Origin of the sequence: Prevotella nigrescens, assembly GCF_031191185.1 — a bacterium.
Classification (GTDB): Bacteria; Bacteroidota; Bacteroidia; order Bacteroidales; family Bacteroidaceae; genus Prevotella; species Prevotella nigrescens.
Genome location: NZ_CP133465.1, coordinates 342088 through 357025, shown reverse-complemented (window position 1 = coordinate 357025; position 14938 = coordinate 342088). Strand labels below are relative to the sequence as shown.

Here is a 14938-nt window from a genome sequence, read left to right as displayed (position 1 = left end):
CCTATATAACAAAAGATAATTAGGAATTAAATAAAATATGAATATTAATGTTTTAGCTGCATTTTTTCTATGCGAATATTGGCAAAAGGTTTAGTAAATGCGATGCTTAAAAGTTGCGAAATCGTTCGTTTAAAGAATTACTTACACGTAAATAAATATTTTTCTACGTGTAAGTAAATATTTCTTTACGTGTAGATAAATTATTATTGACCTGTAAGTAATTTGGGAAAGAAAATTTTTGTGGGATATTTTTGCAGTGGTTTACGCTTTGTCTGCTGCTTTTGGAGGCTGTTGAACAATAAAGCCTAAGTAGCGGTAGACTGCCCACGCAATGATGGAAGTAAGGGCGTAGACGAGCAGGAAGGTGAGGAGAACACGGTGGTAGTGCCCCGAATAGCCCATATCGGTGCGTTGGAGCAGGGCGGAAACAATGAGGGGTATGCCGCCTGAAAAGAAGTAGTAGACGAGGCTGCGGCGTCCTGTCCATTCCAACCAAGCAACGCTTTTCAGCTGTTTGGCTAAACTTACGAGGAACAGGGTGCATACAAGGGCGTCGAAAACAAATACGTACCAATTGTTTATGCGTATGGGTTCGACAAGCAGAGTTATGCCCTGCGTATGTTCATATACTTTTATGATAACTAAAAGTATGAATAGAAAGAATGATGATGATAGGTTGTGGAAACGGTGGAAAACGCTTTCCCACTTGTGGTAGAAGTAGCCAAAACAGAGAATGGGCAGTGCCATACAGGCGTTTTCTATTTGCCAATAAAGGTCGGAACAATGTGTGGAAAGAAGATAACAAGCTGCTGAGGCTGCAAGGGCGAGTATTGACAACCCCCAAGTTTTGCTTTTGCACGCCCATAATGCTGTGGAAAACACGATTTCTGCAATGATGAGGGCAGCTACAAACCACGATGCTTGCCCTGTGAGGACGGAGAACAGGGTGTCGGAAATGTCGAAATCGTGTGCGAAAGCCTTCGGAATGGCAATGAAAGTGGTGAACAGGAAGTAGGGCAATAGCAAGTAGCGCGCGATGTAGGTGAGCTTATGGCGTAGCGAAAACGGTGTTTCCTTGTAGAAAAGATAACCTGAGAGAAAGAAAAAGGCGACCAACACATTGGCTACATAGTAGTTGTAGCCGATGATGTTGTCGCCTGTGTAGTATATTTCGGTATGGTCGAGCAATATAGCTACCATACAGAAACCCCGCAAAAGGTCTATCCAGTGTTTGCGCTTGGGTTTCGTTAGTTCACGATTGCTATCTTGCATACTGTTCCGTTGTTGCCTTCTTGGTCAGCCGTCTGCACCATATAAATTCCCGATGCCACACGTTTTCCGTTTAAGTCGTTGCCGTCCCACGTGAATGTACCGCCGTTGCTCGTGCCCTGTGCCACAAGTATGCCGTTGGTGGTAACTACTTTCACGTCGGAATTGTAGGCTAAGCCAACTACCGTTATCAGCCCTTTGTAATCTGGGCGGACGGGGTTTGGATAGGCATAAGTGTCATCGCCGCCCGGATTGTCAGACGGTTTTGTTGCATCGCCCATATACGAACAAAGTCCTTTGTCTGTTCCGAAGAACACTTCACCCGTCTTGTCGTCGATGGCAATGCTCTCTATGTTGTTTGAAAGGAGCTTGCTGTTGCTGCTCAAGAAGTGTTTCACCTGCTTCATATTGTCGGCACTGATGAGGTAAGCACCGTTGCCATTCGTGCCAAACCACTTGCGTCCGCCGCCATCAATCGCCATACACGAAATGTCTACGCCTGCCAATAGGTAGTCGGCAAGGTTTGTTCCGTCGTTGCGTGGCACCTTTATCTGCTCGAAAATAGCCTCTGAAGGGTTTTGCATCTGCTCGGTAGTGAGTCGGAGCGGCCCTACGTTCGTGCCTATCCAAAGGTTCTGATAGGCATCTTCCAGCACGCAACGCATTTGTATAACCATAATGGAAGAGCCGTCTTGGTTCTTGAAATTATGGAAAACGCTTAGCTTGTCGGTTTCAGGATTATAGCAGAACAAGCCCGGTGCTTCGTAGTGGCTGTTTACAAACCATATTAAACCGCGGCTGTCGAGAATGGGTCGGCGCATCACTTGCAGGCTTAATCCCTTGTTCATCAGCTCTGGTTTAGAGTGGTCGGTCATAGTTCCGTCGGGCGAAAGCTTCAGCAATGAAGTTGTTTTGGTACCGCTGTTCAGTATCCACAAATTGTTTTTGCGGTCGAAAACCAATCCTTGCACTGGCACATAGTCGTTGCCTAACTCTCTGCCTTGATAAACCGTGGGGCGCAGAAGACTGTTGTCTTTGTTGAAATACTTCTTTAACTTGCCGTTCAGAAACTCGTATAAGCCTGCTCGTCCGCCCACAAATACGTGTTCGGGGTTCCGTGGGTCTACTGCCAAACAGTTCATATCGTGATAGTAGTAGCCCGTTATCTTGTCCAATTCGTCTTGGAAGATGGTCCATTCGTCTTTCTTCAACACCTGAACGGTGCCTGCCTGGTTTAGTCCTACTGCGCCCGGTTCGAACGCTCCGCCCGTTGTATAGAGGCGGTCGTTAAGATATTGCATAAAGAAAAAGCGGTTGTACTTGGGCCCACCTGGCAGTAACGGCTTCACTTTCTCCATCAGTTCGGGTGCAATGGTTTTGCTTTGTGCCACAAAGTTGCCTGTTCTTTTCCAATTGTTTCTATCCAATAGGTTGTCGGAAAGCAAGGCTCGGTAGAGTCCTCGTTCGCTGCTTGCAGCGTAAATATAGTTTCCTTCGATGTAAGTATAGTCTACGTTGAAGCCAAGATTGTAGGTATCGCTGATTTCAGCCCTGCCAACGTTTATCTTCAACACGCCAAATCCTGTTGAAACGTAGCAGTATGCCCCCTCGGTATAAAGGCTGTTTACCTTCTTGTTGTCTGTCATCGCCTTTCTGTAATAGTCGGGCAAACTGATGATTTCGCCTTTCTGGGTGAGCAAATCTATGTTTTGGTTGGCATAAACGATAACCAAGCGTTTGGCAACATTGTTCCATGCGATGAAGTCAATGTCGATATCATTCAGTCCGTTTACCTTGTCGAAGGTCTGAATGCTGTTGTTCTTTTCATTGTAAGCATAGAGGTCGTTCGATGCAAGTACGTAAAGCACATTGCCACCCTTCTCTATCCACTGCACATTGCTGTATGCCAGAAAGTTTTTCCACGTGCCTATGCCACTGCCGAAACTGCGGAGCGGAAGTATGGAAAGCAAGCAAGAGAGTACAAGTATATATGTTCTTTTTATCATTTTCTTATCGAATTATAGTGTAAGAAATAAACAAGCTTATAGATATTAAACAAGAAAACGCTCGGATTATTGCCTTTAAGGTTGAGTTTTAATGGTTTATGCAGGAGTTTATAAAGCCACGCCACTACCCTGTCGGTGTGCATTCTGTGCAGCTTTTCAGCCATTTCCAACAGGTTTGAATAGCCTTTCAGCTCTGTTTGGAAGATGGAAAGGGTGCGCAATGCTTCTTCTGTCTTGCGCAGGAACACCGCATTCATTTCAAAATCGTCGAATAAAACGGGGTTGTCAATGTGGTTTACGTGTGCGTTTAGTGCTTTGAAGCGTTTTCCAAGCAACACGTCTTCAAAGCCGTAGTGCTTTATTTGCTCGTTGTAAGGGGTTGTGCCTATCAGCTTTCGGTGTGCCATAAAGTTGGTGCTGAGGTGCTGATAAGGTGTTTTTCTTCGGTTTTCGGCACTGATAGTTTCTTTTGAAGCGTGCTCGTAGCGGTATCTGAGGTTGTTGCCCCATCTGTTTTCGTCTTCAACAATGCTGATACCGCCCACTACGACGTCGCCTTCGGCTTGCAGATAGTTGTGTATGAATTGAGCATTGTTGAGCGAAAGGTCGCCGTCGATGAATAAAATCCATTCTTTCGCCGATTGCGAGACAAGGTAATTGCGGATTGCCGACCGACCGACGTTGCGTTCCCGCTCTATGTAGCGCACACCATCGAGGCGCGCAATGGCTCTGTTTTCGGCTATGAACCGTTTGTCGGGCGATGCGTCGTCGGCTACAATAATTTCGAAATCTGCCCCTTCTGCTACACACTGTCGCTGCAATTCACCGACAAGTGCGGTGCAAATGCAGTTGTAAGTAGGCAGCAGAATGGACAAACTCTTACTCATTACAGTTGCTTTAGATATTCAGCGAGCTTGCGAACGGCACGTGCTCGGTGCGAAATTTGGTTCTTAACGTCTTCTCCAAGTTCGGCAAAACTCTTGTCGTAGCCTTCTGGAACAAAGATAGGGTCGTAGCCAAAGCCTTCCGTTCCCGATTTTTCGGTAGCGATATGCCCCTCTACTTTGCCTTCAAACTGATGTTCCTTGCCGTCGATAATCAACGAAACCACTGTGCGGAAGTGGGCTTTTCTGTTTGTTGTATCGCCCAACTTACGGAGCAGTTTGCGCATATTGGCTTCGCTGTCGTGGTCGGTGTGCTCGTCATAGCGTGCCGAATGCACACCCGGTTCGCCGTTAAGCGCATCTACTTCAAGTCCTGTGTCGTCGGCAAAGCAATTCAAATGATAGTTGTCGTAGATGTAATACGACTTTATGCTTGCATTTCCTTCCAATGTTTCGGCTGTTTCGGGTATGTCCACATCGCAGCCAATATCCTTTAACGACACAATATCAAAGTCGTTGCCGAGAATGTCTTTAATCTCGGAAAGCTTGTGTTTGTTGTTCGTTGCAAATACTATTTTCATCTTATTTTTCGCTATCTGTTGTTAATTCGTTATTCGGATAGACCTGCGAAAGCACTTTTTCAGCATTCTTTGTGTTCGCTTTTATTTTGTCGAAGCCTTCGCCAAATACACCTATTACCGAACTCTGACTGACAAATGCCAGCGGATCGATAATCTTAACGATGCGGAAAATAGACTGACTTTCGTTGCGTTTTGCCATTAAGCAGATTACTTTCACGTCCTTTCCGGTGTACCAGCCGTGTCCGTCGAGTATGGTTATGCCTCGGTCGCGCTCTTGCATAATGGCGTCGGCAATCTCTTCATACTTCCTTGAAAAGATGAGAAACTGCACCGATTGGCGTCTTAAGTTCATTATATAATCTAATACAGAGCACTCAATAAACATTGTACAAAGACCGAAGATAACTTTGTGGAAACGCTCAATGTATGTTCCAAACTGTGGGAAAAGCATACAACTGCCGATGATACATATATCGACAGCCATCAATACCTGCCCCAACGAAATGTTTTTATACTTGTTTATGCAGGCTGCCACAATGTCCGTGCCGCCCATGCTGCCACCATTGAGAAAGACCATAGCCATTCCTGTGCCTGTAATGCAGCACCCCACGATGAGCGACATAAACTTTTGGTCTTCGCCCAATATCTTCACGAAGTGTCCGCTCGCATCTACGGGCATTAATTCCTGTGCAAATTTCAGCATGAAATATAACACAATAATGGCGTAGATAGTCTTCATCATGAACTTTAAACCCAAGATTTTCAATGCAACGCCCAGCAATGCGGCGTTGATAATCATGTAAGTGTTCTCGAGTTTGAACTGTGTTGCATAGTAAATGATAGCCGATAAACCCGTTACGCCACCTGTTACAATCTCGTAAGGCATAAGAAATACTGTGAATGCCGCTGCATACAAAGCCAAACCGAGGGTCAATAAGATGTAGTCTTTTACTTCGTCTCTAATTAATTGCTGATTAATTGTCATAGTCTAATAATGTGTTTTGGCACATTCGTGGCTGTGTTTCAAACCAACGAATGTGCCGTTTTGTCTTATTTGCAAACAATGTTTACAATCTTTTTGGGTACTACTATCACTTTCACGATAGTTTTTCCATCTATGTATTTCGCACTTCTCTCATCGTTCAGGGCTGCTTTCTCTATGTCTTCCTTGCTTGCATTGGTGGGGAAAGTCATTTGGAAACGAGCCTTTCCGTTGAACGAAATGGTCAGTTGAACCTCGTTTTCGGTTAAATAAGCCTCGTTCCAAGTAGGCCATTGAGCATCGCAGACGCTGCCCTTCTCGCCAATATGCTGCCAAAGTTCTTCGGCAATGTGTGGCGCAAACGGTGCTATCAGTATGAGCAATGTGCGTAATAAGCCGCGATTTTTACACTTTTGTTGTCCCAACTCGTTCACACAAATCATGAAAGCAGAGATAGCAGTGTTGTAAGAGAACTGTTCTATGTCTCCCGAAACCTTTTTAATGAGCTTATGCACGCTCTTCAGCGATTCCTTTGAAGGCTCGTTGTCGTTCAGTTCCTGCTGATACAGCTTCCAGAACTTCTTCAGGAAGCGGAAACAACCGTCGATACCGTTGGTGTCCCAAGGCTTGCTTGCTTCGACAGGACCAAGGAACATTTCGTACAAACGCAGGGTATCGGCACCATATTGCGCTACAATGTCGTCTGGATTGACAACGTTGAACATCGATTTTGACATCTTTTCTACTGCCCAACCGCAGATATATTTGCCGTCTTCAAGTATGAATTCGGCGTTTTCGTATTCCGGTCGCCATGCCTTGAAAGCCTCAACGTCGAGCACATCGGCATGAACAATGTTCACATCTACGTGGATTGGCGTTGTTTCATACTTTTCTTTCAAACCATAACTAACGAATACAGGAGCTTTGGAATGGTCGTCTGAATTGATGCGATATACGAAGTTGGAACGTCCTTGTATCATTCCTTGGTTCACCAACCTTTCGTATGGCTCTTCCTTGCAGCTGTAACCGTAGTCGTAAAGGAACTTGTTCCAGAAGCGGCTGTATATCAAGTGTCCTGTGGCATGCTCTGTTCCGCCTACATAAAGGTCTACGTTCTGCCAGTATTCGTCGGCTTCCTTGCCCACCAAAGCCTTGTCATTGTGTGGATCCATATAGCGAAGGTAGTATGCAGAACTGCCCGCAAAGCCCGGCATTGTGTTCAATTCCAATGGGAAAACAGTTTTGTTGTCTATCAATACCTTGTCTACAACCTTCTTGTTCTGCTCGTTCCACGCCCAAATCTTGGCGCGTCCCAATGGCGGTTCGCCCGTCTCGGTTGGTTCAAACTTGTCGATTGAAGGCAATTTGAGCGGTAAACAATCTGCTGGAACCATGTAAGGCATACCGTCTTTATAGTAGACTGGGAAGGGTTCGCCCCAATAACGCTGGCGAGAGAAGATGGCATCGCGCAGGCGATAGTTCACTTTCACCTTGCCCAACCCCTGTTCGGTAACATACTTCTTGGTAGCAGCGATGGCTTCTTTCACCGTAAGTCCATTCAGAGAGAAGCCTCCTTCAATTGGTTTCTCGGGACTGTTGATGACGATACCTTCTTTGGCATCGAAGCTTTCTTCCGAAACGTCAGCCCCTTTGATAAGCGGACGGATTGGAAGACCAAAGTGTTTGGCAAACGCATAGTCGCGGCTGTCGTGTGCAGGCACTGCCATAATTGCACCTGTGCCATAGCCTGAAAGCACGTATTCTGATATATAGATAGGCAATTTCTCGCCTGTAAAGGGGTTGATGCCGTAAGAACCCGTAAAAACACCCGTAACTTTGCGGTCGGTCATGCGGTCGCGCTCGGTTCGTTTCTTCACGTACGCCAAGTATTCTTCCACCTCTGCTTTCTGTTCGTCGGTGGTAAGCTCTGGAACCAATTCGCTTTCGGGTGCAAGCACCATAAAGGTTACACCAAACATTGTGTCGGCACGTGTTGTGAAAATGGTGATGTCGTGTTCTGTTTTTTTATTATTGGTAGGCGTACAGGGGCTATGCTTTATAGGACGAGATAATAAAACTGACTTGATTTTTGTCCAAATATGAATCAACTTTTGCCAAAAAGACTTAATTCTTTTGCGAAAACCAGACTTAATCACTTTTCCTTGAGCAGGTGTAATGCTTTTAAATACAACCTCTGTACCCTCTGAACGGCCTATCCAGTTGCGCTGTGTTTCTTTCATGGAGTCCGACCAGCTCACCGTTTCCAAGCCGTCAAGCAAACGCTGGGCATAAGCAGATACACGCAGACACCATTGTTTCATCTTCTTCTGGACTACCGGATAGCCGCCACGCTCGCTGACTCCGTCTACAACTTCGTCGTTTGCAAGCACCGTTCCTAAGCCTGGACACCAGTTCACCATGGTTTCTCCGAGGTAAGCAATGCGGTAGTTCATCAGCGTCTCCTGTTGTTCCTTCTCGCTCATGCTTCTCCAATCGCCTGCCGAAAAGGTTATTTCTTCGCCCTGCGCAATGTTAAGGTTGAGTGTTCCCTCTTCTTCAAAGTGTCGGACGAGGTCGGAAATGGGTTTTGCCTTGCCCTCGTTATAGTCGTAATACGACTCGAACATACGCTGAAATGCCCACTGCGTCCAATGATAGTACTGCGGGTCGCAGGTGCGCACTTCGCGGTCCCAGTCGAAACAAAAGCCTATTTTGTCCAATTGTTCGCGGTATCGTGCAATGTTCTTTTCGGTTGTGATAGCTGGGTGCTGTCCTGTTTGAATGGCATACTGCTCGGCAGGCAATCCATAAGCATCGTAACCCATTGGATTTAACACGTTGAAACCCTTCAGACGCTTGTAGCGTGCATAGATGTCGCTGGCTATGTAGCCGAGCGGGTGCCCCACGTGTAGCCCTGCTCCCGATGGATAGGGGAACATATTCAGCACGTAGAACTTCTGCTTTTTCTTATTTGTAACAACCTTATAGGTTTTGTTTTCAACCCATTTCTTCTGCCATTTCTTCTCAATGTCTGTGAAGTTGTATTCCATTCTTATGTTTGTTTTATTTTGATTTCGCTGTTTACGAACAATAAACGTGGTAAGGCAAAATGCTTCCCCTACCCTATTGCTTAGTTCATTAAATAACAATGCGTTACTATCCAAGTTGCAAAATTACTAATTTTAATAGGGATAGCAAGTCTTTTGCCGAATTAATTTGGTGGAAAGCAGAAAAGAACGGGCGGTTGAAGGTTATTGTTTAGTGGAAATAAGACGGGATATAATTTTCCTTTTCTGTTGCTTGAGGATAATGTTGGAGCAAGTTGGGGTGTGGTTTGTTGCGTTCCTGGCACTGGATAAGAAAGGGTTTATATAGTAGTTCTAGTTTATCTAGGATTTCTAGAAACTTTCAGCCAACACGTGGAAAAACCGCCTCGGTTTTGTAAAGATAATTCGTTGAGAAAACGGTAATTTCGATTTGGCATTGCGAAAGCGGCTCTTTTGCGATGCAAAACCTACGCTTTTACCGTGCAAAACAGCCGCTTTTACAATGTCAAAGCGCAGTTATCACTTTTTAAGGAAATATCCTTTACAAAACAAGAACGATTTCGACGAATGACAATCGTCAAAATTTAAATGCTCAAAGACTATCTGCTAAAACATCTTAACCACTCGCTCAATGCCTGCCACAAGGGTGTCTATCTCTTCTTTTGTATTGTAGAGTGCGAAGGAAGCACGGACTGTTCCTGCAATATTGAAACGTTCCATAAGTGGCTGGGCGCAATGATGACCTGTGCGGACTGCTATTCCAAGTTGGTCGAGAAGCGTTCCCAAGTCCATTGGGTGTATATCGCCAACGAGGAAACTTATGGCAGCATCGTGATTAGATACTGCAGCAGTAGCATCGCTGGGCACACCTAAGAAGCGAATATCGGGAATACTGCGCATCTGCTCTATGGCATAGGCTGTAAGCATTTGCTCGTGCTGGTGTATGTTCTCCATTCCAAGTTCGGCAACATAGTCAAGGGCAGTTGCCAAACCGTGGGTGGCTACATAGTCGGGCGTACCCGCTTCGAACTTCAAAGGAGGACGCTCGAAGGTTGTACCGCTGAAACTGACACGCTCTATCATCTCGCCACCACCCTGATAAGGTGGCAGCTTGTCTAACCATTCTTCCTTACCGTAAAGCACACCAATACCCGTAGGGCCATAAACCTTGTGTCCGCTGAAAGCGAAGAACTCGCAATCCAACTCCTGAACATCAACGGCAAAGTGAGGAACACTCTGTGCACCGTCGAGCATTACAGGAATATCGTGGGCGTGGGCGATGCGAACGATTTCACGAACAGGGTTAATCGTACCCATTACGTTGCTGACGTGGGCTACACTGACGAGTTTTGTCTTCTCGGTAATGAGCTTTTGGAAAGCCTCCATATCGAACACACCTTCGTCGTCGATTGGGATTACCTTCAGAACTATGCCACGACGCTGGGCAAGAATTTGCCAAGGCACGATGTTGGAATGGTGCTCTACGTTGGAAACAATGACCTCGTCGCCCTCTTGCATAAAACCTTCGCAGAAAGAAGAAGCCACGAGATTAAGGCTCTCGGTGGTGCCACGCGTGAACACTATTTCGGCAGTGGAACGGGCGTTGATGAACTTCCGCACCGTTTCGCGCGCAGCCTCGTGCAAGTCGGTAGCTTGTTGGGAAAGCCAATGAATGCCACGATGCACATTTGCATTTACGTTGAGATACTCGTCGCGCATGGCGTCCAACACACAGAGAGGTTTCTGTGTGGTTGCCGCATTGTCGAGATAAACCAACGGTTTTCCGTAAATCGTGCGTGAAAGGATTGGGAAATCGGCACGCACCTTAGATATATCGTACATCATCTTTACTTCTTTTATTGGCACAGCTTGCAGCCGCCACACTTGTCGAGTTCGCCACGGAAGCGTTTTTCTACCAAGTGGTGGAGACGGTCGCGGAGCGGAACAAGTTCCATTTTATCGATTACTTCGTTCACGAAAGCAAACTCAAGAAGGAGCTTTGCCTCGCGCTTGTCGATACCACGCTGCTGCATATAGAAGAGGGCGGCATCGTTAAGCTGACCAACCGTTGAGCCGTGGTTGCACTGAACGTCATCTGCATAGATTTCAAGCATAGGCTGGGTGTACATGTGGGCAGTAGAAGCAGCACACAGATTCTGGTTCACTTCGTGTGAAAGCGTCTTCTGTGCGTCCTTTGCCACATAGATAAGACCTGCGAAAGCACCCACGGCGTGGTCGTCGAGCACATACTTGTATAGTTGATTGCTCGTACAATTGCCCACTGCGTGGTTGATTACGGTATTGTTATCAACGTGCTGATGCTTATCGGCAACTACGCAACCGTTCAGGAAACATTCGCTGCCTTCGCCACTGAAAGTCAAATCGAGCTTGTTGCGGGTTACTCCATTATGAAGCGTGATAATGTTGTGCGACACACGGCTGTTGCTTTGCTGTTCGATGTAAACATTTGAAACGCGCACGTTCTTCAGATGGGTTTCCTCCAAGCAGTTCAGTTCCAACTTTGCATTGTCGCCAACGTATGCCTCGATTACCTGTGTGGCAAGGAACTTGCGGTCGTCGGCAGAGTCGTCGCAAAAGAGCATTGAGAGTTCCGCTCCCTCCTCAAGTACGATGAGTATGCGACGGTTCAGCATAAGGTCTACATCGGAACGAAGAATGTTGATAACCTGTATGGTGCGGTCGGATTTTACACCTTTCGGCACATAAACGAACAAGCCGTCCTGCGCCAACATTGTATTGAAAGCCGTCAAGGCATCTTTGGCTGTATCAGCAAGCTTGGCATAATGGTTGGTTATGATTTCGCCATGCGTCTTAATGGCGTTTGAGAAGCTATCGACAACTATGCCGTCGTTGAGCTGCGCTTTGGGCAACTGGTCGTTGTAGAACTGGTCGTTCACAACGAAATAGACCGAAGTGTTTAGGTTTGGAACGTCGCACTTAAAGTCTTCGTAAGGATTGATAGGCATTCTCAATCGCTGCAAATTCAATCCATAGTCGGGTGCGAACAGCTTTGGAATATCGGTATATTTGTAGCGTTCCACCTTTTTCGTAGGGAAACCCTGTGCCTTGAAATCCTCGAAAGCCTTGTCGCGCACCTTGTTCAAGACGTCGCAGGAATGTTGCTTTATCATTCCTTGCGTCTCGTTATATAAGTCTATATATTGTTTTTCGCTTTGCATGTTCAGCCTTTCTATTTATCTGCTTCCGCTTTTATCCAATCGTAGCCACGCTTTTCTATTTCGCGTGCAAGTTCAGGACCGCCTGTCTTTACGATGCGGCCGTTGTACAGAATGTGTACTACGCTTGGTTTTATCATATCCAAAAGTCGGTCGTAGTGGGTGATAACGATGGTTGAAGTCTCCGAAGTGTGCATCTTGTTCACTCCATCGGCAACAATGCGCATAGCATCGACGTCGAGACCTGAGTCGGTTTCGTCCAAGATGCTGAGCTTTGGCTGCAACATTGCCATCTGGAAAATTTCGTTGCGTTTCTTTTCACCACCCGAAAAACCTTCGTTTACGGAGCGATGCGAAAGCTTTGAATCCAAACCCACGAGGTCGCGTTTCTCGCGCATCAGCTTCATAAAGTCGGCTGCTTTCAAAGGTTCCAAGCCTTGATACTTGCGCTTTGCATTCACGGCAGCTTTCATGAAGTTGGTCATACTTACGCCCGGAATTTCCACTGGATACTGGAACGAAAGGAAGATGCCTTCGTTGGCACGTTCGTCTGCACCCATTTCCAAGAGGTCTTTACCGTTGAACACTGCCGAACCATCGGTTACGGTGTACAGCGGATTGCCCGTGAGCACTGCACTAAGGGTTGATTTTCCTGAACCATTCGGTCCCATAATGGCGTGTATTTCGCCATCTTTAACGGTAAGGTCGATGCCTTTCAATATTTCTTTATCTGCAATAGTAGCGTGCAGATTTCTTACTTCTAACATATTGTTTTTGTATTATCGTTTCTTGAATAATAAATTATCTAATGCTCCTACAAAGATATTTCCTACGAATTCTAAGAAGACTTCTCCCATTGCTTGTCCGAAAGTATAGTCTCTATCTTCCCAACGTGCTCTTTCAATAGCGTCTTCCTGCTCTGCAAACAGACTTGGAGGCTCGGGAACATAGAAAGGTCCACAGCGAAAAGCCTGCGGTGCAATCTTCACGTCGTCGGCTCTGCGGTAAGTCATAATCGTTTGCGAAGCACAGAGCGTGTCGCTCTTTACTTTCTGTTCTATGACGTATTTCTGCCACGTTTTGGGTTGCCAATCTTGAGCATTCAAAACAGAAACAGTTAAGAACAGTCCTGCCGTCAGCATTTTTCTTTTCATCTGTTTGTTCCTTTTCAATGGGTATTCCATACCTTTCGTATTGTTTCTTTTCTACTCTGAAAAAGCAGTTCGAGAGTCTGCTTTAAATCGCTCGATATCTTTTCGCAGATTGCTCGATATCTTTTTGAAGATTGCTCGATATCTTTTTGGAGTTCGCTCGGTATCTTTTTGGAGTCTGTTCTGTATCTTTCGTTTTAGCCCACCGTACCTTCCAAGGTAACGGAGAGAAGTTTTTGCGCCTCAACAGCAAATTCCATCGGAAGTTTATTCAGCACATCTTTTGCATAACCATTGACTATCAACCCGATAGCATCTTCCATAGGAATGCCTCGCTGATTGCAATAGAACAGTTGGTCTTCGCTGATTTTCGATGTCGTAGCTTCGTGTTCGATGATTGCCGAATCGTTATGCACGTCCATATAAGGAAAAGTGTGCGCACCGCAGGTTGAACCCAAGAGCAACGAGTCGCAAGAACTGTAGTTTCGCGCATTGTCGGCATTGAGCGCAACACGCACCAATCCGCGATAGGAGTTCTGACTCTTGCCTGCCGAAATACCTTTTGAGATGATGGTACTCTTTGTGTTCTTGCCCAAATGTATCATCTTCGTGCCCGTGTCGGCTTCTTGATAGTTGTTGGTAACGGCTACAGAATAGAACTCCGCCTGCGAGTTGTCGCCACGCAAGATGCACGATGGATATTTCCACGTAATAGCCGACCCCGTTTCTACCTGTGTCCACGAGAGTTTAGAGTTCTTGCCACGCAGGTCGCCACGCTTGGTTACGAGGTTCAACACGCCACCTTTGCCGTTTTCATCGCCTGGATACCAGTTCTGAACCGTTGAATACTTCACTTCCGCATTCGCCAATACGACGATTTCGACAATGGCTGCGTGAAGTTGGTTTTCGTCGCGCATCGGAGCCGTGCAACCTTCAAGATAACTCACATACGAATCGTCGTCGGCAATAATCAATGTGCGCTCAAACTGCCCCGTATTCATCGCATTGATGCGGAAGTACGAACTCAACTCCATCGGACAGCGAACGCCTTTCGGAATATACACAAACGAGCCATCGCTGAATACTGCCGAGTTGAGTGCCGCCGTAAAGTTATCCTTGTAGGGAACGACCGTTCCTAAATATTGGCGCACCAATTCGGGGTGCTCCTTCACGGCTTCACCAATCGAACAAAAGATAATTCCTTTTTCAGCCAACTGCTTCTTGAAGGTAGTCTTCACCGACACCGAGTCCATAATGGCATCTACCGCCACACCACTCAATGCCAACCGTTCCTCAAGTGGAATACCAAGTTTGTCGAAGGTTTTTTCCAATTCAGGGTCTATTTCCTTGTTCTTAGGCTTCTTCGCCAATGGGTCGGCATAGTAGGAAATCGCCTGATAGTCTATTTCAGGCAAGTTCAGATGCGGCCACTTTGGCATCTCCATAGTTTGCCAATGGCGAAACGCCTTTAAACGAAAATCGAGGAGCCATTCAGGTTCCCCTTTCTTCTCCGAAATAAGCCTAACGACATCTTCGTTTAAGCCCTTCGGGATAATATCCGTATGCACATCAGTGGTGAACCCAAACTCGTATTTTTGTTCAGCCACTTTCCTTACATACTCATTGCTATTATTTTCTGACATTTACTTTTTACCTTTTTATTAGGCGGTTGAACTAATGAAAAGCAAATTCCAACATCTGCTTTTCATTCTTCTTGCACCACCTTATACATAATGTATTATATGCAGACAAAGATTGTGCCGATATTCTTTTCCGTAACATTTGTTACCAAAATACAAACCGCCTCGCTTTTCCTATGGA

Annotated in this window: 11 protein-coding genes; all 11 read right to left on the bottom strand. The window is 46.0% G+C overall.

The features are described 5' to 3' along the window. Positions 1–261 precede the first annotated feature (261 nt). Positions 262–1272: an acyltransferase family protein gene (locus tag RDV52_RS03565; RefSeq protein ID WP_004367037.1), complete on the bottom strand. Its 1011-nt coding sequence runs from the start codon at positions 1270–1272 to the stop codon at positions 262–264. After that, a complete protein-coding gene (gene porZ, locus RDV52_RS03560) occupies positions 1248–3275 on the bottom strand; it encodes a type IX secretion system anionic LPS delivery protein PorZ (protein ID WP_004367040.1) in 2028 nt (675 codons plus the stop codon). The genes RDV52_RS03565 and porZ overlap by 25 nt, the downstream gene beginning before the upstream one ends. Further along, positions 3272–4162: a glycosyltransferase family 2 protein gene (locus RDV52_RS03555; RefSeq protein WP_004367042.1), complete on the bottom strand. Its 891-nt coding sequence runs from the start codon at positions 4160–4162 to the stop codon at positions 3272–3274. Before RDV52_RS03555 ends, porZ begins: the two co-directional genes overlap by 4 nt. Next, a complete protein-coding gene (locus tag RDV52_RS03550; protein WP_004367044.1) occupies positions 4162–4740 on the bottom strand; it encodes a non-canonical purine NTP diphosphatase in 579 nt (192 codons plus the stop codon). The genes RDV52_RS03555 and RDV52_RS03550 overlap by 1 nt, the downstream gene beginning before the upstream one ends. Position 4741: 1 nt before the next feature. Continuing rightward, complete coding sequence (locus tag RDV52_RS03545; protein ID WP_004367046.1) at positions 4742–5725, bottom strand: YitT family protein; 984 nt, start codon at positions 5723–5725, stop codon at positions 4742–4744. 65 nt (positions 5726–5790) lie between these two features. After that, entirely contained in the window at positions 5791–8772 is a 2982-nt protein-coding gene (gene leuS / locus RDV52_RS03540; RefSeq protein ID WP_004367048.1) for a leucine--tRNA ligase, read from the bottom strand. Positions 8773–9375: 603 nt separating this feature from the next. Beyond that, on the bottom strand, positions 9376–10611 hold the full coding sequence (locus tag RDV52_RS03535) for an aminotransferase class V-fold PLP-dependent enzyme (RefSeq protein ID WP_040556924.1): 1236 nt from the start codon (positions 10609–10611) through the stop codon (positions 9376–9378). Positions 10612–10625: 14 nt separating this feature from the next. Further along, a complete protein-coding gene (sufD, locus tag RDV52_RS03530) occupies positions 10626–11969 on the bottom strand; it encodes a Fe-S cluster assembly protein SufD (RefSeq protein ID WP_004367053.1) in 1344 nt (447 codons plus the stop codon). A gap of 11 nt (positions 11970–11980) precedes the next feature. Further along, positions 11981–12733, bottom strand: coding sequence for a Fe-S cluster assembly ATPase SufC (sufC, locus tag RDV52_RS03525; RefSeq protein ID WP_004363237.1), 753 nt, complete (start codon positions 12731–12733; stop codon positions 11981–11983). Positions 12734–12745: 12 nt separating this feature from the next. Further along, a complete protein-coding gene (locus RDV52_RS03520; RefSeq protein WP_223381178.1) occupies positions 12746–13120 on the bottom strand; it encodes a hypothetical protein in 375 nt (124 codons plus the stop codon). Between the two features lie 194 nt (positions 13121–13314). Next, positions 13315–14760, bottom strand: coding sequence for a Fe-S cluster assembly protein SufB (gene sufB, locus RDV52_RS03515; RefSeq protein ID WP_004367055.1), 1446 nt, complete (start codon positions 14758–14760; stop codon positions 13315–13317). Between the last annotated feature and the right edge of the window lie 178 nt (positions 14761–14938).

Excerpts from the sequence above, each read along its gene's own strand:
- RDV52_RS03565 (WP_004367037.1), bottom strand. The coding sequence starts at position 1,272 with ATGCAAGATAGCAATCGTGAACTAACGAAACCCAAGCGCAAACACTGG.
- sufD (WP_004367053.1), bottom strand. The coding sequence starts at position 11,969 with ATGCAAAGCGAAAAACAATATATAGACTTATATAACGAGACGCAAGGA.
- RDV52_RS03555 (WP_004367042.1), bottom strand. The coding sequence starts at position 4,162 with ATGAGTAAGAGTTTGTCCATTCTGCTGCCTACTTACAACTGCATTTGC.
- RDV52_RS03535 (WP_040556924.1), bottom strand. The coding sequence starts at position 10,611 with ATGTACGATATATCTAAGGTGCGTGCCGATTTCCCAATCCTTTCACGC.
- sufC (WP_004363237.1), bottom strand. The coding sequence starts at position 12,733 with ATGTTAGAAGTAAGAAATCTGCACGCTACTATTGCAGATAAAGAAATA.
- leuS (WP_004367048.1), bottom strand. The coding sequence starts at position 8,772 with ATGGAATACAACTTCACAGACATTGAGAAGAAATGGCAGAAGAAATGG.
- porZ (WP_004367040.1), bottom strand. The coding sequence starts at position 3,275 with ATGATAAAAAGAACATATATACTTGTACTCTCTTGCTTGCTTTCCATA.
- RDV52_RS03520 (WP_223381178.1), bottom strand. The coding sequence starts at position 13,120 with ATGAAAAGAAAAATGCTGACGGCAGGACTGTTCTTAACTGTTTCTGTT.
- sufB (WP_004367055.1), bottom strand. The coding sequence starts at position 14,760 with ATGTCAGAAAATAATAGCAATGAGTATGTAAGGAAAGTGGCTGAACAA.
- RDV52_RS03545 (WP_004367046.1), bottom strand. The coding sequence starts at position 5,725 with ATGACAATTAATCAGCAATTAATTAGAGACGAAGTAAAAGACTACATC.
- RDV52_RS03550 (WP_004367044.1), bottom strand. The coding sequence starts at position 4,740 with ATGAAAATAGTATTTGCAACGAACAACAAACACAAGCTTTCCGAGATT.